The sequence below is a fragment of the Tessaracoccus sp. MC1679 genome, assembly GCF_014164775.1.
GTDB lineage: Bacteria > Actinomycetota > Actinomycetes > Propionibacteriales > Propionibacteriaceae > Arachnia.
In genome coordinates this window covers 1-18,065 of sequence record NZ_JACJGB010000011.1, presented here as the reverse complement: position 1 = coordinate 18,065, position 18,065 = coordinate 1, and the positions used below count along the sequence as shown (strand labels likewise).

Annotated in this window: 21 protein-coding genes and 2 pseudogenes; 9 read left to right on the top strand and 14 right to left on the bottom strand. The window is 66.2% G+C overall.

All coding sequences use genetic code 11. From position 1 onward, the window contains the following. Nucleotides 1-80: 80 nt before the first annotated feature. Together H5398_RS15545 and H5398_RS15540 are read left to right on the top strand one after the other, a co-directional pair. Entirely contained in the window at nucleotides 81-479 is a 399-nt protein-coding gene (locus H5398_RS15545) for a WhiB family transcriptional regulator (RefSeq protein ID WP_182800687.1), read from the top strand. Further along, nucleotides 476-1,099, top strand: coding sequence for a hypothetical protein (locus H5398_RS15540; protein ID WP_182800686.1), 624 nt, complete (start codon nucleotides 476-478; stop codon nucleotides 1,097-1,099). Before H5398_RS15545 ends, H5398_RS15540 begins: the two co-directional genes overlap by 4 nt. A gap of 481 nt (nucleotides 1,100-1,580) precedes the next feature. On the opposite strand, the gene H5398_RS15535 is transcribed toward H5398_RS15540, so the two are convergent. Both H5398_RS15535 and H5398_RS15530 read right to left on the bottom strand, forming a co-directional pair. Beyond that, nucleotides 1,581-2,327, bottom strand: a complete 747-nt coding sequence (locus tag H5398_RS15535; protein ID WP_182800685.1) for an endonuclease/exonuclease/phosphatase family protein — start codon at nucleotides 2,325-2,327, stop codon at nucleotides 1,581-1,583. Nucleotides 2,328-2,610: 283 nt separating this feature from the next. After that, nucleotides 2,611-2,853, bottom strand: coding sequence for a hypothetical protein (locus H5398_RS15530; protein ID WP_182800684.1), 243 nt, complete (start codon nucleotides 2,851-2,853; stop codon nucleotides 2,611-2,613). A gap of 16 nt (nucleotides 2,854-2,869) precedes the next feature. Here H5398_RS15530 and H5398_RS15525 point away from each other — a divergent pair. Then, nucleotides 2,870-3,400 (top strand): annotated as a pseudogene (locus tag H5398_RS15525) (transposase); the annotation flags it as partial. 153 nt (nucleotides 3,401-3,553) lie between these two features. Here the strand turns inward: H5398_RS15525 and H5398_RS15520 are convergent. The 7 genes from H5398_RS15520 to H5398_RS15490 are packed head-to-tail and all read right to left on the bottom strand — an operon-like array spanning nucleotide 3,554 to nucleotide 7,089. Beyond that, nucleotides 3,554-4,351, bottom strand: coding sequence for a phosphoadenosine phosphosulfate reductase family protein (locus tag H5398_RS15520; RefSeq protein WP_182800683.1), 798 nt, complete (start codon nucleotides 4,349-4,351; stop codon nucleotides 3,554-3,556). Next, complete coding sequence (locus H5398_RS15515; protein WP_182800682.1) at nucleotides 4,326-5,042, bottom strand: hypothetical protein; 717 nt, start codon at nucleotides 5,040-5,042, stop codon at nucleotides 4,326-4,328. Before H5398_RS15515 ends, H5398_RS15520 begins: the two co-directional genes overlap by 26 nt. Beyond that, nucleotides 5,039-5,848 carry a hypothetical protein gene (locus H5398_RS15510; protein WP_182800681.1) on the bottom strand — a complete coding sequence of 270 codons (810 nt, stop codon included), beginning with the start codon at nucleotides 5,846-5,848 and terminating at the stop codon, nucleotides 5,039-5,041. Before H5398_RS15510 ends, H5398_RS15515 begins: the two co-directional genes overlap by 4 nt. After that, a complete protein-coding gene (locus H5398_RS15505) occupies nucleotides 5,845-6,252 on the bottom strand; it encodes a hypothetical protein (RefSeq protein WP_182800680.1) in 408 nt (135 codons plus the stop codon). The genes H5398_RS15510 and H5398_RS15505 overlap by 4 nt, the downstream gene beginning before the upstream one ends. Continuing rightward, on the bottom strand, nucleotides 6,249-6,437 hold the full coding sequence (locus H5398_RS15500) for a hypothetical protein (protein WP_182800679.1): 189 nt from the start codon (nucleotides 6,435-6,437) through the stop codon (nucleotides 6,249-6,251). The genes H5398_RS15505 and H5398_RS15500 overlap by 4 nt, the downstream gene beginning before the upstream one ends. After that, nucleotides 6,434-6,670 (bottom strand): hypothetical protein, encoded by a 237-nt coding sequence (locus H5398_RS15495; RefSeq protein WP_182800678.1) that lies wholly within the window; start codon nucleotides 6,668-6,670, stop codon nucleotides 6,434-6,436. Before H5398_RS15495 ends, H5398_RS15500 begins: the two co-directional genes overlap by 4 nt. Continuing rightward, a complete protein-coding gene (locus H5398_RS15490) occupies nucleotides 6,667-7,089 on the bottom strand; it encodes a hypothetical protein (protein ID WP_182800677.1) in 423 nt (140 codons plus the stop codon). The genes H5398_RS15495 and H5398_RS15490 overlap by 4 nt, the downstream gene beginning before the upstream one ends. Nucleotides 7,090-7,600: 511 nt before the next feature. Here H5398_RS15490 and H5398_RS15485 point away from each other — a divergent pair. The 5 genes from H5398_RS15485 to H5398_RS15465 all read left to right on the top strand — a co-directional run bounded on the left by H5398_RS15485 (nucleotide 7,601) and on the right by H5398_RS15465 (nucleotide 12,430). Further along, complete coding sequence (locus H5398_RS15485; protein WP_182800676.1) at nucleotides 7,601-7,762, top strand: hypothetical protein; 162 nt, start codon at nucleotides 7,601-7,603, stop codon at nucleotides 7,760-7,762. Between the two features lie 325 nt (nucleotides 7,763-8,087). Continuing rightward, entirely contained in the window at nucleotides 8,088-9,461 is a 1,374-nt protein-coding gene (gene dnaB, locus H5398_RS15480; protein WP_182800675.1) for a replicative DNA helicase, read from the top strand. Next, nucleotides 9,458-10,690, top strand: coding sequence for a hypothetical protein (locus H5398_RS15475; protein WP_182800674.1), 1,233 nt, complete (start codon nucleotides 9,458-9,460; stop codon nucleotides 10,688-10,690). Before dnaB ends, H5398_RS15475 begins: the two co-directional genes overlap by 4 nt. Before the next feature lie 66 nt (nucleotides 10,691-10,756). After that, complete coding sequence (locus tag H5398_RS15470; protein WP_182800673.1) at nucleotides 10,757-11,659, top strand: hypothetical protein; 903 nt, start codon at nucleotides 10,757-10,759, stop codon at nucleotides 11,657-11,659. A gap of 285 nt (nucleotides 11,660-11,944) precedes the next feature. Continuing rightward, on the top strand, nucleotides 11,945-12,430 hold the full coding sequence (locus tag H5398_RS15465) for a hypothetical protein (RefSeq protein WP_182800672.1): 486 nt from the start codon (nucleotides 11,945-11,947) through the stop codon (nucleotides 12,428-12,430). 823 nt (nucleotides 12,431-13,253) lie between these two features. Here the strand turns inward: H5398_RS15465 and H5398_RS15460 are convergent. Then, nucleotides 13,254-14,490, bottom strand: a pseudogene (locus H5398_RS15460) (IS256 family transposase). Nucleotides 14,491-14,854: 364 nt separating this feature from the next. Continuing rightward, nucleotides 14,855-15,193 (bottom strand): ATP-binding domain-containing protein, encoded by a 339-nt coding sequence (locus H5398_RS17560; RefSeq protein ID WP_182800671.1) that lies wholly within the window; start codon nucleotides 15,191-15,193, stop codon nucleotides 14,855-14,857. Between H5398_RS17560 and H5398_RS15450 the strand changes: the two genes are divergently transcribed. Then, a complete protein-coding gene (locus H5398_RS15450; protein ID WP_370586154.1) occupies nucleotides 15,151-15,801 on the top strand; it encodes an HAD-IC family P-type ATPase in 651 nt (216 codons plus the stop codon). The two genes, H5398_RS17560 and H5398_RS15450, sit on opposite strands and share 43 nt — an antisense overlap. A 1,048-nt stretch (nucleotides 15,802-16,849) precedes the next feature. On the opposite strand, the gene H5398_RS17945 is transcribed toward H5398_RS15450, so the two are convergent. From H5398_RS17945 to H5398_RS17940, 3 genes are all read right to left on the bottom strand, one after another. Next, a complete protein-coding gene (locus H5398_RS17945) occupies nucleotides 16,850-17,092 on the bottom strand; it encodes a DUF2252 family protein (RefSeq protein WP_370586153.1) in 243 nt (80 codons plus the stop codon). A gap of 201 nt (nucleotides 17,093-17,293) precedes the next feature. Next, the gene (locus H5398_RS15440) at nucleotides 17,294-17,707 is read right to left on the bottom strand and encodes a hypothetical protein (RefSeq protein WP_182800725.1); all 414 of its coding nucleotides are present in this window, start codon (nucleotides 17,705-17,707) and stop codon (nucleotides 17,294-17,296) included. Then, nucleotides 17,626-17,880 carry a DNA methyltransferase gene (locus H5398_RS17940; protein WP_182800669.1) on the bottom strand — a complete coding sequence of 85 codons (255 nt, stop codon included), beginning with the start codon at nucleotides 17,878-17,880 and terminating at the stop codon, nucleotides 17,626-17,628. The genes H5398_RS15440 and H5398_RS17940 overlap by 82 nt, the downstream gene beginning before the upstream one ends. Nucleotides 17,881-18,065 lie beyond the last annotated feature (185 nt).

The window sequence follows — 18,065 nt, the reverse complement described above, 5'->3', positions numbered from 1 at the left end:
GCTAGTCTGATTTGAAGCGGGCTATCCCCCCGCACACACCAGGTGTCTGACCAGCACCTCCACGCAGAAGGGCGTGACCGATGTACCCTGAGATCACTGAAGTTACCCAGGTCGCGTTGGAGGGATCCCCCTCCAACGCGCCTTTGCTTTCCGGGGCAGCGTGCGCCGGCGACACCCAGTTCGACTGGATCCCGGCAGTGGAGACCGACACTGTTCCCGCCGGCATGGCCACGCTGTGCCAGGACTGTCCCGCCCAAACCGACTGCCTCGCCTGGGCGATGTCCTGGGACGCCGACGGTTACTGGGCCGGCACCACCACGGCCCAGCGCCGAGGCCGCGGCCGCAGCGACCAGCAACCCACCCATGAGGGGCCCGGTTCCGCGTCGCTCTACCGGCAAGGGTGCCACTGTCGCGAGTGCAAAGACGCGCACAATGACCGGATCCACAACCAACGCGCCCGCAACCGAGGAGTCGCATGATCATCCCCGCGCCTTGGGAACGCCACGATCCCACCCCGATTCCTGAGCCCTGCACAGCCACCGTGCTCCGGCTGCTCCCGCAGGTCGAGTTCGAGGAACTGCTGCGCTCCAACCTGGTCCCGGGATCCGACCGACTCGGATTCCAGGAGCTCTGGATGCTGCTGGCGTTCAACGACGACTTGGCTCACCGGTGCTTCGACGTCCTCGAGGACTGGCTGGAGCGCGCTGACCAGCTGCTGCTCGTCGACCCCGAGTCGCCGCGGCTGCGGAAGTTTCGTCGCATGTGTGACGACGCGTGGAACCGGCTGACCAAGGCCCGCGACGTCGACGTCAAACCCGACCACGGCAGTCCGGCGCCCCACACCACCGCAGGGAAGTTCGCCCTAGGAATCGCTGAACACCGCGCCCGCCTCACCGGCCCCACCGACCTAGACGACGCCCTGTGGGCAGCCCTCACCCACGCCCGCGACCGAGCCCGCCGATCGAGGGAGACAACGAAGGCGTGGCAGTCCGCCCCTGTGTTGACGACCCAACTGATCGACGCCGTGGCTGAACACCGACGACTCAACCCTGACCGGCGGCCGGCCGACATGGCTCTGTATGCGTTGCTGCGGAGTTAGCTAGTTGCTTTGGTTTGCATCGTGGGAGTTCAGGCAGTTCCCGGCCTCTGATGATCTCCGCTCCAGCGAGGCTGGCGAACCCAAGCAGGTTTCCCCCGCCTCCGCGTACACGGTTGAGCACCTCCTGGATCGTGGGCTTCCACCCGAACGGCACATGCGCCAACCGGCGCACCACCGCATCGTGACGGACTCCTGGCCCGGCGCAGCCCGGGCACGGCGCCGCGGGTGTGGTGGGGCGGCAGCGCAGCACGGTGTGGTCGGGTTCGACGCGCTGGGCGGTCACGGACAGCCCGAGACGGTCCAGACGGCAGAACGTATCGAGGCAGGGTGGGGTAGCGTTTCGCACAAGGGCCCTTGGGTTTCAGATGTGGCGTAGACACCTTCATCCTGCCAACCCGAGGGCCCCCTTCACGTCACCAGGGCCCTCCGAACTCCAGCCCTATCACCCACCGCCTTCTGTGAAGAGCCCGTATTGTCCGCTTCACCCACCGGACGCGATCGTGACAATAATAGGCCAATGATCGGCTCCTGAGCCATTTCCCCAACCAGGGACACCTGAAGTGTCGACATCACGAAGAATCTCGAACGTCGTCTTCTTTGCATCGTATGGCGGCGAGACCATGGCTCGATCTATCGAGATACCCCACCAGAACGGCAGCCACGTCGGCCAAGTACTTGACGCGCCGGCACGATGCTGGACGCCAATATCCCGGCAACGCCCAAGGCTTGCCTGACTCAGATGATTCAGCGTCGCATTGAAATCACCGACCGCGAGGACATAGTCTTCACGGTCGCATATACCCTGCACCCAAGAGAGGTGCTCAGCCCGAACTGAGAGGTTTCCAGGCGCTGGCTGTTGCACGTGGACCCCGATAATTGTCGGAGTCACGGCAGATGTATTCTTCGGCTGAATAGCCAGCCCTGCCCAAGGTGGATTCCCTGGAACGATCCGATATCCGGCTCGAGCCGCTAGTGAGGTTCGAACCATGATTGAAGTTGCCTCTTCGGTTGTGTAGACAGTGTTCGACCATCCGAGCGACTGAAGTTCTTGGGCGGCTTGACGCGCAATCACATCCCCGGTTTCAGGCAGAACGACAATGTCCACCTCGCGCTCGATGAGCACTGGAAAGATCCGCCCCATCATCACATCAGGCGGAATCCCTTGGGCGTTCCACGACAGGACTGTCAACTGTCGCTCGTCACGCGGTCGCGCGGAAGAATTCTCCATTCCCTGCACCAGAGCTCTGCCTGCAAAGAGGCCCGCCAAGACTACGCAAGCGATCACCATCCAACTAGCGGCAGCCACAGGCCTCCTCCGGCCGACCACTGCCACCGTCACCCCTAGGACTGCTACGGCTGACGCCCACACAGTGTCCGGAGCTACCAACATCGCGACTGGGCTCATGCGAACAAGTGGGGTCCACGGGGCAACCCACAGGATGGCCAGGAGAATCAGCGCACCCCAGAACATGCGTTTGACAAGGGTAGACACACTCGATCCTAGATCTTCCTCAGAACGCGAGACAGATGCGCACGGCAACCGTACATGACCCGGCCGGCAACTGCGTGATCGCATCGCGCACGTTCTCCCCGATGGCGAAACCCACGCTGTAGTCCAGTTTGCGGCCTCTGACCTGGCCTTGCGCAGTGAGCCAGTCCAGCAACTGGTGAGAGGCGCCGGCCCCGTCGCATCGGATCAACAGGTTCCGGCGATACGGCATCGGGACCTGGGCGATCGCCTCGGACCTGACCATCGGCCTTCAGCGCCGCCGACCAGGCGGGGAAGTCGCCGAGATCACCGGACTGCTCAATCTCGATGGCTGGCCTTCTGGGATGATGGTGATCCTTCGCCGGGAACGCCCCCACCCGGGGGCCCAACTATCCCTGTTCGAAGAGGCCGACGGGTGGCGGTATCAAGCCTTCGCCACCAACACCGGCAGCGGCACGGTGCAGTTCCTCGAGGCCCGGCATCGGGCCCATGCCCGGGTCGAGGACCGGATCCGACACGCCAAGGACTCGGGCTTAGGCCGGTTCCCGTCGCGCGAGTTCGCCATCAACCAGACCTGGCTGACGCTGACCATGATCGCCGCCGACCTGGTCGCCTGGCTCAAGATGCTGGCTCTCGATGGGGACCTGGCCAAGGCCGAACCAAAGGCGCTCAGGTATCGGCTGCTGCATGTCCCGGCACGGCTCGTTCACGGCGCCCGACGGCGACGACTACGTCTACCCAAGACCTGGCCCTGGGTCGAGCAACTCGTGGCCGCGTTCGCCCGGATCGCCGCTATCCCACCACCTGCCTGACCCCAACCGTCCGCCACTACCCGAGGAAACCTGGAGAACCGCCCACCGGCAGCGTCAACCGGCCAACAGTCACGCCCCCACCCGACCCAGCCCTCAGATCGGGCTCCGACAGCCCAGCTGACAGCTCTCAAACCGCCTCATGAAAGAGGGAGGCTAGGCGAACTCTGTTGCTCGGGGGAGTGCGTCGACGATGCTCTGGTAGAGGCTGGGCCAGCCTCGTTTGAGCCAGACCAAGCGCCCGTGTTCGAGTTGGGTGGCGTCGATCATGTTGGAGACGCGCACGGCGTGGGGTGGTGCTCCGAGGCGGGAGAGTTTGTCGTAGACCGGGTTGGTGGGCAGCTGGTGGCGGGCGATGTGGCCCCAGATTGCGGTTTCGGTGAAGTTCCACACGGGCGAGTAGGTGATGGTGCCGTTGGTGCGGTGGACGGTGCCGCCGGCGGGGTCGTGGCGGAGGGCTTGGGAGAACATGACGCGCCGTGAGCTGGATTCGTAGCTGCGCAGACCCCACAGTTCCCCGGGGCCGTGGCGGTTGTGGGCGTGGGCGGAGGGGATGGTGATGTTGTTGGTGAACAGGTTGGTGTGTGCCCCGACTGTGCGGTGGTGTGACCAGGTTCCGTTGGCGACGAGGATGTCGAGGGTGGGGCGGGCGGCTGGGATGACGTCCAGGTTGAGTTGCCACGTGTCGGTGAGGTCGGCGATGTAGCGCAGGGTTTCTGGGTATTCGAGGCCGGAGTCGAAGAAGCACACCGGCACGTTGGGGTCGGCTTGTCGGGCGAGGTGGAGGGTGACGAGGGAGTCTTTCCCGCCGGAGAAGGCGAGGTAGCCGTCGTGCTGGTCGAGGTGGTCGGCGATGCGGTCGATCAGCTGGGTGGTGTTGTGGGTGGGTTTGCGGAGTCCGGCCAGGTGTCGGAGGTTGAGGCCGAGGTCAGTGGGGTGCGGGGAGGCGGACATCGGTTCTCCGGGAGTGGTGCATGTGGGGTGGCCGCACGGCGGCGTAGCCGGGGCCGGCGTCGATGATGTCGGGGTGGCCGGTCAGGCATGCCGCGGGGCAGGGTCGGGCCAGGGCGCCGGTGGGGGAGAGGTGTCCGGCGGTGAACGGGTCGAGGGTGTCGACGACGTCGACGCGCCAGCTGCTGATCCGGCCTTCCCCCTGGGAGCGTTTCTTCCCGATGGCGGTGATGGGTTCGAGGAGGCGCGCGACGGCGTCTGGGTCGCCGATGGCGTGCCAGGTGAGGCTGTGGGCCACGGTGACCGGGAGGGGCATCCAGTACGCCTTCCAGCGTCCTTTCGAGTCGTGGAGGTGCTGGGGCAGGCCGGTGGTGGTGTGTTCGGCGTGGCGGTGGTCGAGTCTGGTTCCCCAGTAGCGGATCTCCGGGTCCTGGGGCACGGGGTCGGGCCAGCCGCAGGTGGCGGCCCAGTGCCACCAGAGCGGGTCGGCGGTGCAGCGTGCCAGCGGGAGATCCATGTCGGGCGGGTCAGGTTGATCGAGGGCCGGTGGGCCTGGTGGCTGGGTGTGTTTGTGGTGGGTCCAGAGCTGGGAGGCGAGGAGTCCGTCGAGGGCCACAGTCCAGGGGGAGGCGTGTGCGATGCCGTGGCGAAGGGTGGCGGTGACTCGAAGGGGCCGGTAGGCGGGCGTGGTCATAGCTGGTTGAGGGCGTCGATGGCGCGCTGGGTGTCGGCGGCGACCTGTGTGCGCCAGTCGAGGGTGGTGGGGGGTGTGGTGGTGGTGATGTCGAGTCGGAGTCGGCCGTGGCCGATGGCGCTTCGGCCGGCGATGGTGGCGGTGTGGCTGTAGTGGGCGAGGACGTCGATGAAGAAGGCCGCCTCGAGGTCTGTGGGGGAGGTGAGGTTGAGCCAGACGTCGAAGGTGGTGCCGGCGCGGAAGGTTTCGATTCGGTACTGCAGCTGGCTGGCGTGGTCGTCGACGGTGGGGGTGGCGGCGTCGTGGCGGTAGCTGTCGTCGACGCGGCTGTAGGTCTCGATCTGGGTGAGGTCCTGGACGGAGAGTGGGGCTGGTTGGCCCAGCAGATGGGCGGTTTCGGTGGCATGGGGGAGGAGTTTGCCGACTTGGAGGCAGCCGTCGATGATGCGGCCGGCGCCGGCGGTGCCGAAGATCCCGATCAGTGGGACCAGTTGGCGTAGTTCTGCCAGGCGGGCGCCGGAGATGGGGGCGGCGCTGGTCTTGACCAGCGATCCTCCGCTGCGGAGTGCGGCGGCGGCCGCGAGGGTGAGTTTCCCGCGGTAGTGCAGCACGTCGGCGAGCTGCTGTTCGGCGACGCGGCGCAGCCGGCCGCGGAAGGCGTTGCCGGAGATCAGGGGGATGGTCACCGGGGTGTGGTCGGGGCCGATGATGGTCTCGCGGCGCAGCATGGTGATCAGCCCGCGGGTTTCGCTGCCGTGGCTGATCGATGAGGTGGCGGTGGCGGTGCCTGTCCAGGTGATGTTCATCGGTGCTTGCGGGTTTCGGCGACGATGCGGGTCCGCAGCACGAGGGCGAGGGTTTCCTGGCGCAGGACGCGCAGCACGGGCATCGGGTCCGGGGTGTCGAGGAGTTGGGCGAGCTCGTGGCGGGCGGTGGCGGTGGTGGGGAAGGCTTGCAGATCGTCGGCGAGTTGGGTCCACCACTGACGCAGGTTGGCGGCTTGCTGGGAGGCCACCAGGATCCGGTCGGGCAGCAGCTTGTCCCAGTAGGTGGTGCGGTAGCCGGCGACCCAGCTGGTGTCCCAGTCGATGCTGTAGTGGAGCAGGAGCAGGAGACGCTCCGCTGTGCCGGCGGGGCCTTCGAGGGGTGGCATGAAGCCGGCGGTGGCGTGCAGCCACATCTGGGTCGGCCTGGTGTCGGTGAGGGTCATCGGTGGTCCTTGATCATCTGCGAGACGGCGCGGGGGAGCCACTCCCGGAGGCTCTGCTGATCGTTGTTGAGGGCGGCGGTCTTGATGGTGGTGCTGACCCGGGCCGGGACCCCCCGGAACTGGTGCTTGCGCATCAGCGTCACCAGGTCGTCTTGGAAGGCTGCGCCTGGCCTGGTTCCGGTCATGGCAGCTGCGCTTCGGTCCAGCTGGGCAGACCCCAGTAGGGCTGTGAGGCGATCAGGCACTCACCGCAGTCGATCTCGACCACCGGCACCTGCGAGTCGCATGCGTAGTCGGCGCCGCACAGCACGTCGCGGTCGGAGGGGCGTGCGCCGGCGACAGCCGGCGTCGATCCGACCAGGTGAGTCAACTTGTTGTCGTCGCTGACGACCACAAGCGCCGCCGTGACCAGGCTCATCGAAGGGTTCCTTTCAGGTGATGGGTTGCTTTGATCGCGAGATCCAGGTGGGGCGTGGGACGCCACGGATCCAGCTGGCGCCACTGCCGGTCGATCGCCTCCCACGCCGAAGGGTGCCGACTGGTCAGCCAACGCGCCGGCGGAGCCGGCGCGGGCAGCGATGTGGCCGGGGCGCCCAGGAGGCGCAGATCTGCGACGATCCTCAACCGGTGAACGTCACTGGGTCGCCACGTCAGGTTGATGTCATCGACACGCACGGTGCCCCACTGCGCGTAGGGCAACACATGCTTACGCCCGCTCAGGGGCACCACGATCGCGGAGCTGCCGCTGGGGCGCAGCAGGGAGTCGAACAGCGAGGGGGTGTCAAGCAGGGTGGCCGTAGTGGCGGTGATCGACAGCACCAGGCGTCGAGCTGGCATGCTGAACGCCCAGGCACACCCTCGGCACAGACCCTCACCCGCGCCCATCAGGTCGAAGCCTGTGAACTTCGCCGACACCACGCCGCTGACAGGTCGCACGGGAACGGTCTGGCCGCAGCGGCAGCACACGCCAACCGTCGAAACGGCTGCGGGTTCAGCGGGGGCGTGGTGGCGATATGCCACATCGACAGGGTCGAGCATCCTTTTGACCTCCTCTACCCAGCAGGAAGCCGCACGCGGACCACCGATGTGACCTGGCTGGGATGAGAAAATTGCTGCGCTGCCTGTCACACCTGTGGAGTCGGGGATGCCTCCTTGAATTGAGAGGGTGGTGACAATGAGAAAAGGCTTGTATGCGTCCTACGATGCTGCGGCGTGTCTCCCGGCCGGGATGTGTGTCCTGCGACAGGATGTCAGCATGTCAGCGCGTCGAGCACCCGGCCCAGGCCGTAGCCCCCGTGGGGGAATTCTTCGTACTCGCACCACGGTGCGCCTCGTCCCTGAAGACAAGATGCGATTCGAGGCCATGGCCGACGAGTTGGGTCTCAGTCTCACCGACACTCTGGCCTACTACGCCGCCCTCGGCGCCGGACTGAAGGTCCCCGTTGACATCCAGAAGCTCATCGACGACGCAGCCCGCGAGCGCGCCAACCAGCCGAGCCTGGTGGCCTGATGAGCCTCATGCGCAGTACGGGGAGGCCCATGGCATAAGAAAAACCGGCCCCTGACGGGACCGGCCTTCCTGTAGATCGACACATCGTCTGATCGCTTTTCCCCGGACTCTCCAAACTGACAAGGAGAGGTCACCTATCGGAGTTACCAGCTCCAGGTGAAGACCTAGGTTTCGCGATCTCTGCGTCCGATTCTACCCCCTATATGAGGCGTGTCTAGTGGCACGCCGGGTTCAGTGCACCCATTTTCGGGGCACCAGGAAGCCGTCGGCCCGTCTGTCACCCCCGAGCATTCCAGCTCTGACAAGGACAGATAGGACACTTCCCATGTCGGCTCCCCGCAGCCCACGCACCCCCTATACGGCCCCTATATCGCCGGACGCCCCGGCGAGTCGCGACACCTTCCTCCGGACCCCACCCCACGACCACGCAGCCGAACAGGCCGTGCTGGGCGGCATGATGATGACCGGCACCGTCGTCGACGACATCACCGAGATCCTCACCGGCGAGGACTTCTACCAGCCCCGCCACGAAATGATCTTCACCGCGATCGTGTCGTTGACCCACGCCGGCCGTCCCGCCGAACCGATCGCCTTGGCCGACGAGCTGGAGAAACGCGGAGCCCTCGACACCATCGGCGGCAGCGTCTACCTCCACGAGGTGCTGGCCGCGAGCCCGATCTCCGCCAACGCCACCCACTACGCCGAGATCGTCCGCGACCACTCACTGCGCCGCAAAGTGATCACCGCCGGCATGAAGGCCACCCAGCTGGGCTTCGACGCGCACGGGGAGGCAGCCGACATCGCCGACCAGGCCCAGCAGGCCATCTACTCCGTCACCGAGAACAGCCGACGAGAAACAACCCCGCTGGCCGGCTCACTGCTGGAGGAAACCTTCGACTGGCTCGAATCCGATACCGCACCGGGGCTGCCAACCGGGTTCACCGATGTGGACCGCCTGCTCGGCGGGCTGCAGCCCGGAAACATGGTCATCATCGCGGCGCGCCCCGGGATGGGGAAGTCCACCTTCGCGATGGACATCGCACGTAGGACTGCGATCGTCGACCGGGTCCCCACCTTGTTCCTGTCGTTGGAGATGTCGAGGCAGGAACTGATGCTGCGGCTCCTCGCGGCACAGGCAACAGTGCCCCTGCAGTCGTTGAAGGACCGGAAGCTGGACTCCCGCCAGTGGGATGCCATCACCCAGCACTCCGCCTCGGTCCAGGATGCGCCGCTGTGGTTGGAGGACCGGCCCGGCGTCACCCCGCTCGAGCTGCGTTCTAAGGCACGCCAACTTCGACGGCAGGGCCTTGGGCTGATCGTTCTGGACTACCTGCAGCTGCTCAGCTCAGGGCGACGCGTCGAGTCCCGCCAGGTCGAGGTCTCCGAGTTTTCACGGCAGATCAAGCTGCTGGCCAAAGAGTTGGCCGTTCCGGTGGTGGCGCTGTCGCAGCTGAACCGTTCAGCCGAGACACGGGCCGACCGTAAGCCGGCGCTGTCGGATCTGCGCGAGTCAGGCTCGTTGGAGCAGGACGCCGACATCGTGATGCTGCTCCACCGCGACGACCTCAACGACCCCCACAGCCCCCGCAGGGGGGAGGCCGACGTCATCGTCGCGAAGAACCGCAACGGCCAAACCGGAACCTCCGCCCTGGCATTCCAGGGCCAGTTCTCCCGGTTCGCGAACCTCGCCCACCCATGACCCTCCACGGACTCCTCGGCGACGTCCTGGCCCAGCTACGCCCAACCGAGCAGACCATGCCGGAGGCGCCGCAGACGCCGGCATGGATCGCCGAGCGCATCACCAGCGTCGCCGGGATGCTGGTCCTGAATCGCGCCGACCTCGCCGACCAGGTCCAGCTCGTGCTGCAGATCGCCGGTGCGCTGTGTCGCGAAGGTCGCACCTCGGTCCGCACCCTCGCCCAGAAGCACGGATGGCCCCCGCCGCTGATCCAGCGCGCCCGCCGCGCACTGTCCATGATCGCCGGCCTTGAACAGCTGGGCCGATCGTGGGCACCTGATCCGGTCGGCACAACCGCCACCATCCCCGTGTGGAACGGTCGGCAACGCTGGCTCCTGGCCACCTCGCTTGAGCTGCACAGCGCCCGCGGCAAGGACGCCATCAACCGCTGCAAATCCAGCCGACCCCTCGTGATGAAGGTCGCCCGCCACGACGCTGGCAACGCCGACGGTGCCACTGGCCGCGGAGTGCGGACCTCACACGAAACGGTTGCCCGTCAGCTTGGCGTCAGCCGCGACGCCGTCCGTCACGCCCGCTACGTCCTGGAAGCCATCGGCATGTCCGTCACCGTCGTCCAAGGCCGCTACCTCACCGCCGACGAGCGCGTCGCAGCCCATGCCCACCACGGCGGCCTGCAACGCCGCATCGCTTCCACGAGACACCTGACCATGCCCCGCGGAATGGCTCGCACAGTGGCCCGCCACCTACCACGTAGTGGTTCCGTTAGGCCTACAGCTCTAGAGAGTTCTAACTCACCAAGACGCGCAGGAACCTCCAAGAGGCGACCGAAGCTGCCACCGATCCCCCTGGCCTGGCAAAAACTGGCCGCACAGGTGGTCACCGTGCTCCCTCACCTCGGGCAACGACACCTCGGCAACCTGGCCCGCGGCCTGATGAGGCTCCCGATCGACCCCACGAACTGGACTGGCCCCCGCCTGGTCCGCCTGATCGAGTTGAACAACCGCGAAAAGGGCATGACCCAACCCGAATCGGTGCGCAGCACCCTGGGGCTCTTCCTTCACCAGGTGCATGCCTGTCTGGCCTGGACCAACCGAGATCCCAATGGCGATCGTGAAACCAGAAGAATAGGTGGGTCAGGGTTGGCTTCTGCGGCGCAGCCTTACGAGCGGGGGGCAGGTGCGGATCCACGAGCGATCGAGATCGCTGGCAGACTCTATCTGCCAAACTAGAGCGAGGAAACTGCAGTGATTACTAGGGCGAAGCGTCTTCGGCTGTTGAGACTCAAATGGTGGCTGATGCCCCCTGCAGTGAGCCCCCGCGACTTGGCTCAAGAGGGTCGAACCCTGTCCCAGCAGTTGGCGCAGTGGGTCGCTCTCGCCGGCGTGGTAACGATTGCAAGCTTAGTAATGGTGATCTCCAAGTTGGTCGCCTATTTTCGCGGCAACCTCTCAAAGGTCGTAGCGGTTCTAGACAGGGCTGACTTTGACCGCTTAACCTATATGACTCTTATGACCATGATGTCTTTAGTGGCAATCGCGGTCCTGCTTTGGGCTCCCTCGTGGATCGCCTCGAGTCGCGTATCATACGAGATGCGCTTTGCTGTGGCTGCGCTCAGCATTGTGATTCTGATTATCTACAGCGGTGTACTTCCGTGGTGGATTATGGTGTGGTTACCGATCTCATACCTGTCGTACCGACGCATCGAGATGCGTCTTGAGCGGCGAATCTTCGAGCCGACTGCCGAGCGTCTGGAGCTGTTCGGGGCGCGGTATCGGCACACTCGCGACATTGAGCTCCGTCGACTCGCCCGGGTCGCTCGAACGTCGGAGCTGATGACACGCGAGGAGCGATTGGCTCTCTACGAGCAGATCAGCCGCAGAGTGGATGCGGTCGGGATGCCCTGGACGTCGTTCTCGGTGATCAGGTACACAGCAATCGCTAGCTTTGCGGTCATGGCAGCCCTATTTCCACCCGTCTTCTCCGCGAAGTACCTTGTCTCAGTTGAAGGGAACGAGCGACCCGCCTTGATAGTGCGCGGCCAGTGGGATGCATTGCTTGTTGATCCTGAATCCCGAGATGTGAGTGTCGTACGGAATGAGGCCGTGACCATCCTCGACCTTTGCGGACGAGAGATCGGGCCATGGTACAGCGTGCCTCTTGACGCGCGGGGCCGGAATGGCGACAACTGCGGTGCTTGACCCGACGAGGGCTTGGCTGGTGTCAGAAGTGGACATCGGCGTTAGCAGTCTGTCCTCAGGGCCCTTGCACCATGTTGATTGCGTGGTGCGAAGCTCCAGTAGAGACCGCATGTCTCGCAGCGGCGAGGGCAGGCGGCCCCGCTCCGTGACACCAACACCCCGAGATCAGCCACTTGTGCTGCCGCAACTGAACGAACGGAGGGTATCGAGGTTGCTGTCGATGCCCTCGCGGCGCGGCCCAGGATGCCGGGTATCGAGCCCTCGCAAGTAGGGGATGCTGTGCATATGAGCGACCCCACCCCGTTGGATTATTGGACCTTATCCATCGCCATCATTGGCGCCGTGACTGGCGTGGCAGCACTCGCTGTCACGGTGTGGGGCACCGTCTTGGCCGGGCCCCGTGTCAAGGTCACCGTGGCGAACGCCTACACCACGGCAACCGACGAGTGGTGGCTCTCCGTTGACGCCAGCAACATCGGGCGTCTCCCGGTCACAATCCTTGACGTCGGCATCACGTTCCGCGCGAGTGGAATGTGGAAGCAGGCACCAGTCGCGGCCATGAGACCCGAGTCCTGGCGAGGCACCCCACCACCCCACCGGCTCCCCGACGCCGAAGCAGTGACCTGGCTCATAGATCCCGACCCGCTAGCGGCCTCACTAGCATTAGAGCACAGCGTAAGGAACGTCCACGGCTACGTCCGGCTAGCAACCGGTACGACGATCCGCAGCCGCAACAAGATTGATATCGCGAACTTGGCGAGCCTCAACTGAACTGCTGGTGCGCGGCCAGCGCGTGACGGTGATGCGATTCATCCTCGAACTGATCGTCGGCGTCGCCCTGGGCCTCTTCACCTGCCGGCGGCGCGCACCACGCTTCGGTAGCGCACTGCCCTCTCGTGATCACTGACGCCGACGTAGCCCCATCATAATCCGGCAACTCCGCTCACGACGAGCGAGCCGGCGAAGACCAGGGCGTAGCCCCAAATTTGTCCGGGCTGCAACCATGGTTGGTCTGCAAGAGGGACGTAGGCGATCCACCCGAAGGAGCTAGCTAGGTCCCGGTCCCGTGAGTGCGAAGATGATGATGCCTGCAGCGGTGAGTGCGGCACCGAGACCGCCCAGGAGCCACTGCGGTACGGCTCGCGTGTTCGCCATACACAGCAGTGAGGCATGCGCCGGGCGCACCACAGTCTGGCAGCAACTGCAAAGGCACGGACCGCGCGGACGCTTCCCAGGGCCCGCTTGGTTGTCAGGCGGTGGCGCGGTGGCCTACCAGGGTGCTGTGCTATTGAGGGCGTGCGTCCTGGCATGAAGTGAGGACGCCCTGCGGGAACAGAGGCGCCCTCGATGAACGACTCAACTTCGAATTGAGGTTCTGATGTCCCAGGCTATCTGGGGCTCGGGGGCACCGCTAGCCCCGGAGCCTGGTGGACTGGGATCGGAGCTCGGCCTCAGTGCCATCAGGGCGCCAGATTGGAACCTGTATTGGACAGAGCCCCGTTTATGCACAGTAGGTTGCGCGACAAGCAGCTCTTGTAGGAGGGTTGAGGACGCACGGTCAAGTCCCGGCTAGTGGTGTAGCGGGGTTCCTTCGTTAGGCGGTGAGGGCTAGGGGCTCGGTCACCTCCTCGGTGGGGACGGGGGTGAGGCGGCAGCGGGTGAGGGATGTCGAGTCCGAGGTAGCGGCGTCCTTCGGCCCATTCGTCGGTTTGCTCGGCCAGGACGGCCCCGACGAGGCGGATGATCGCGTCGCGGTTGGGGAAGATCCCGACGGCGTCGGTGCGGCGTCGGATCTCCTTGTTGAGGCGTTCGGCGGGGTTGTTGGACCAGATCTGGGTCCAGACGTCGCGCGGGAAGCCGGTGAACGCGAGCACGTCGGAGCGGGCCGCGTCGAGGTGTTCGGCGACGGCGGGGAGTTTGTCGCTCGTGTAGTCCAGGAGCCGGTCGAACTGGGCCTCGACGGAGGCGGCGTCGGGTTGGTCGTAGACCGAGTGCAGCATCGCCTTGACCGCCGGCCACATCGTCTTCGGGGTCACCGACATCAGGTTCGCGGCGTAGTGGGTGCGGCAGCGTTGCCAGATCGCCCCTGGCAGATTCGCGGCGATCGCATCGATCAGCCCGGCGTGGGCGTCGCTGGTGACCAGCCGGACGCCGCCCAGGCCGCGGGCGACCAGGTCGGCGAAGAACGTGTTCCAGGCGGTCTTGGTCTCCGAGGTCGCGACCTGCAACCCGAGGACCTCGCGGTGGCCGTCGCCGTTGACGCCGGTGGCCACCAGCACGACGGCGTTGATCACCCGGCCGCCCTCGCGGACCTTCATCGTCAAGGCGTCGGCGGCGACGAACGTGAACGGCCCCGCCTCGGCGAGGGGGCGGTGTCGGAACTCGTTGACGTGCTGGTCGAGCTCGGCGGCCATCCGGGACACCTGGGACTTCGACAGCCCGTCGATGCCCAGGGTTTTGACGAGCTTGTCCATTCGGCGCGTGGACACCCCGGCGAGGTAGCAGTCCGCGACCACGGTGATCAGGGCGGTCTCGGCTCGTTTGCGGCGCTCCAGCAGCCATTCGGGGAAGTAGGAGCCGGTGCGCAGTTTCGGGACGGCGACATCGACGGTGCCGACGCGGGTGTCGAGGGGGCGGTGGCGGTAGCCGTTGCGTTGCGCGAGCCGGTCGGCGGAGGGCTGGCCCCATTCGGCGCCGCAGACCTGGTCGGCGTCAGCCGACAGCAGGGCGTTGATCAGGGTCTGCAGCAGGGTGCGCATCATGTCCGGCGAGGCCTGGGTGAGCAGGTTGCCCAGCACGTGGGCGGGGTCGACAATGTGTGGAGCGGTCATCGTGGCGATGTCCTTTCGAGAGAGCTGTGAGATGTGAACTCGAAGGATCCCACGGTGACCGCGCCATCGTCTTCCGACTCGGCCACCGGGGCTACATGTCGAGATGCGCCGCATATTTGACGCTGGCCCGCTCAGTACTCTTTACGGAACGCCGTGACTCGGGTGTTTGTCAAAAGTAGGGCGCGCGCCCGAGGCCAAGACTGACCATGTCCCAGAAGGGAACCCTGCGATGGTCATCAACGATCCTCCCGTCAAGGACGGTCAAAGCCCGCGCGCCCCTCGGCCCACGTGGAAGTCACCAGCGATCTGACTACTTCGTGACGTCCAATTGCTCAAGGGGGAGTCATGAGGCCGCCCTGGGCCGTCAGGGGAGGACTACGGCAACAGAGTGCATCGCACGGGTGACCGCCACGTATAGCTGGGCAGCTGACTTCGGAGCTAGTTTGGACTTCTTGCCCGTGAGGTAACCCGTCATCGTGTCGGGGAGGAACAATATGACGCGCTCAAAAGTCTCCCCCTTCACTTGGCCAATGTTCAGAGCCGCGACGTCTGGAGGGACTTTGCTGTTCTTGTTGTAGCGAATCACAGTGGGACCATGCTCCCGGATGTAGTCCGAGGCACTCGCCGCGTTCACAAAGAAGATCCCATCGTGCCCGGTCTCTGTGGCCATCGCCGAGACCGTCTTCGGGAACTGCGCGAACAAGCGAACGATGCTGTCAGCAAGATCACAGATCGCCTGATTGCACCGCCAGGACTTGGTTCGGTGCTCGATCCGTAACAGACACCAGGCTGGTCGCGGAGGCGGTGGCCCGCCAGAACAGCGTCGACGAGGTGCACGCGAGTCTGCTGCCCGAGGACAAACTTGAGAAGGTCGCGGAACTGCAGCGGGCCGGCTACACGGTCGTGATGGTCGGCGACGGCGTCAACGACGCGCCCGCGCTCGCCACCGCCGACATCGGCGCGGTCATGGAGTCGGCGGGATCGGCGGTCGCCGTCGAGACGGCGGGCATCGCCCTCATAGGCGACAACCTGCTCAAGCTGCCCGAGGCCATCAGCCTCGCCAAGCGGACCGTCTCGGTCATGCGGCAGAACATCGCCATCGCGCTCATCACCGTGGCGGCGCTCTTGGCGGGGGTCTTCGGCGGTGGCGTGACGATGTCGCTCGGCATGTTCGTTCACGAGGCGTCCGTGCTGATCGTCATCCTCAACGCGATGCGCCTGCTGCGCAACGCGCGTTCCCACGTCGCGATGCGGGGGGCGGACTTCAGGCACTCGCGGGCGGCCAGTGCGCTGGTGAAGGTCTCCGCCTGAACGCACGTTGGCCGTCTCGTCGCGCTCCCAGCGATCGGGGGCCCGCCCACCCGGCGGGCCCCCGATTCGGCTCTCCCGCCCCTAGTCAAACGGCAGAGTGAGGCGTAGCATCGAGATGTCCGGCAGCCGATCTCACGGCGCCCCTCCGCACGGCGGCGCAGGGTGGCCGCAGGCGGTGCCGCCGGCTCCCGCCGAGGAGGAACCATGAAGAAGCTCTTCGTTTCCGTGTTGGCAGCCCTACTGGCCTGCGTCGGACTTAGCGCGACCAGTGTCAGGATCCGAGGCGGCGGTCCGCTCCTACATCTGCAACGTGGGGCCTCGTTGACCGGACCCATCGCGGCACGCCGTCGTTCTCGGCCGACGGCGCGAAGCTCCACTACACGCGCGGCGAGGCCAGCGCCGACGGATCCGGCGCCTTCTGCGTCGCCTGGGATGCCGGGATGCTCTTCGTCGCCCCCGTCAATGATCTGACGGCCGAGACGCCGGTCAACGCGGCCCTCCGCGGCATCACGGCCGTCGACGTCTCGCCCGACGGGACGCAGCTGCTCCTCGAGCAGCAGCAGGGCTTCGAGGGGTCGGTGTGGATCGCTGACGCCGCCACCGGGGCCAAGCTGCACACGGTCGACGACCGCTCGGGGCGTCTGGCGCGCTGGACGGGTACCGGGCAGGCCATCGTCAGCCGCCTCGACCTCCTGAAGCCCGACGGCCAGCCCCTCTACGGCTACGACGACTGCAACTACTGGGACCCGGCCACCCAATCCATGGTCAACCTGCACTGCTACTACCCCAACGTCAACGCGCAGCACGCCGACCCCCAGTGCTCTCCTGGGAACTGCCTCTCGGGCATCGCGTTGCGCAGCGACGTGCCGAACCTGTTCGATGGTCTGATCTCGGCGAGCGGAGCGCTCACGGGGGACCTCGTCGGCAGCTACCTGTTCGCCAAGGCTCGTCCTGGCACGCACGGCGTTACGCTCGCGCTCACCGGCGGGGTCGACGCCAGCATCACCTGCGACGACGGCGACTCGTCCGTCTCAGGCCGAACCACCACCTACCGCGTGCAGGAGTCGGAGATCGTCACGTGCACCGCCCACTCCCACGGGCCGATCCCCGCCGCGTCGAAGTCGTTCAGGTCGAACACGAGCCGACGCTCCGGCGAGGCGTACAGGCCGAAGGTGCCGAGATGCGCGTCGGAGTCGATGACGACGTGCACACCGCTCACCGGCCCGGCGGCCAGGTCGCGCGTCATGACGTCGACGGTGCCGCGGAAGAAGGCGTACGGGGACTGGAGCATCCGGCTCACCCGCACGCCGATGAGCTCCGGGATCCGGCCGACGTGAGTGCGCTCGATCGTGGCGACCAGGTCGCGCTCCCCCAGCACGAGCTCTGCCTGATCGCTGCGCCGAAGCGTGCGCCGCAGGTCCCGGCCCAGTTCGTACGCCTCGTCGACCGTGCGCCCGCGACTGAGGAATTGCTGCACTGTCATCTGCCCAGCCTAAGAGGAGCGGCGCGGCAATGGTGCCGCCGCGACGAGGAGGTAGTCGCCCGCCAAGTCATGCCAGGAGCGGTCCCAGCAGACGAACACGTCCTGGGTCAGCCGGCCCACCTCGCCGAGCAGCCTCCCCACATCCCAGGCCAGCGGCGTGAAGCATCGGCCACTGTTGATGTTGGCGACGTTGACCACGACGTGGCCCCCCGGCGTCAGGAGGTCGACGCACTGCGCGAGGATGCCCCGGAGTTCGACGAGATCCTGGTAGAAGCCGGCCCCGGTGTACGCGGAGAGCGGGTCCTCGGGCCCGTCGTCCGCTGCCCGGTACGGAGGGGAGGTCAGCACCAGGTCGAAGGGGCCGACGACGAGGCGCGACAGTTCCCGGGCGTCGCCCTGCACCACCGTGGACAAGGGGGCCACCGCTGCCGCCGCGGCGCACCGGTCGGGCAGCAACTCGACGCCGACTGCCTCCGGCCCATGGACTCGGCCATCCGGGGCGTGGTGCCGAATCCGGCAAAGGGGTCGAGCACCCTGTCGCCGGGGCGCGTCAGATCCTCCAGCACCGCCCCGACCAGCGAGGTGGAGAAGTGCACGTCCTCGTCAGCCAGCGGGTGCCGCTCGGCGACGACGCGGTCATGCTCGACGACGAGGTGGGACGAAGATGCACCTAGCTATCGTAGGCCGCTGCCTGCCTGCGGACAGAGGCGCGGGGGGGGGGGGGGGGGGGCGGGGGGGGGGGCGGGGGGGGGTGGGGTGAGGCCGGAGGTGTGTGAACGTG

Excerpts from the sequence above, each read along its gene's own strand:
- H5398_RS15540 (WP_182800686.1), top strand. The coding sequence starts at position 476 with ATGATCATCCCCGCGCCTTGGGAACGCCACGATCCCACCCCGATTCCT.
- H5398_RS15495 (WP_182800678.1), bottom strand. The coding sequence starts at position 6,670 with ATGAGCCTGGTCACGGCGGCGCTTGTGGTCGTCAGCGACGACAACAAG.
- H5398_RS15510 (WP_182800681.1), bottom strand. The coding sequence starts at position 5,848 with ATGAACATCACCTGGACAGGCACCGCCACCGCCACCTCATCGATCAGC.
- H5398_RS15485 (WP_182800676.1), top strand. The coding sequence starts at position 7,601 with ATGCGATTCGAGGCCATGGCCGACGAGTTGGGTCTCAGTCTCACCGAC.
- H5398_RS15475 (WP_182800674.1), top strand. The coding sequence starts at position 9,458 with ATGACCCTCCACGGACTCCTCGGCGACGTCCTGGCCCAGCTACGCCCA.
- H5398_RS15530 (WP_182800684.1), bottom strand. The coding sequence starts at position 2,853 with ATGGTCAGGTCCGAGGCGATCGCCCAGGTCCCGATGCCGTATCGCCGG.
- H5398_RS15465 (WP_182800672.1), top strand. The coding sequence starts at position 11,945 with ATGAGCGACCCCACCCCGTTGGATTATTGGACCTTATCCATCGCCATC.
- H5398_RS15535 (WP_182800685.1), bottom strand. The coding sequence starts at position 2,327 with ATGGAGAATTCTTCCGCGCGACCGCGTGACGAGCGACAGTTGACAGTC.
- H5398_RS15520 (WP_182800683.1), bottom strand. The coding sequence starts at position 4,351 with ATGTCCGCCTCCCCGCACCCCACTGACCTCGGCCTCAACCTCCGACAC.
- H5398_RS15505 (WP_182800680.1), bottom strand. The coding sequence starts at position 6,252 with ATGACCCTCACCGACACCAGGCCGACCCAGATGTGGCTGCACGCCACC.
- H5398_RS15500 (WP_182800679.1), bottom strand. The coding sequence starts at position 6,437 with ATGACCGGAACCAGGCCAGGCGCAGCCTTCCAAGACGACCTGGTGACG.
- H5398_RS15490 (WP_182800677.1), bottom strand. The coding sequence starts at position 7,089 with ATGCCAGCTCGACGCCTGGTGCTGTCGATCACCGCCACTACGGCCACC.
- dnaB (WP_182800675.1), top strand. The coding sequence starts at position 8,088 with ATGTCGGCTCCCCGCAGCCCACGCACCCCCTATACGGCCCCTATATCG.
- H5398_RS15545 (WP_182800687.1), top strand. The coding sequence starts at position 81 with ATGTACCCTGAGATCACTGAAGTTACCCAGGTCGCGTTGGAGGGATCC.
- H5398_RS15515 (WP_182800682.1), bottom strand. The coding sequence starts at position 5,042 with ATGACCACGCCCGCCTACCGGCCCCTTCGAGTCACCGCCACCCTTCGC.
- H5398_RS15470 (WP_182800673.1), top strand. The coding sequence starts at position 10,757 with ATGCCCCCTGCAGTGAGCCCCCGCGACTTGGCTCAAGAGGGTCGAACC.
- H5398_RS17945 (WP_370586153.1), bottom strand. The coding sequence starts at position 17,092 with ATGCTCCAGTCCCCGTACGCCTTCTTCCGCGGCACCGTCGACGTCATG.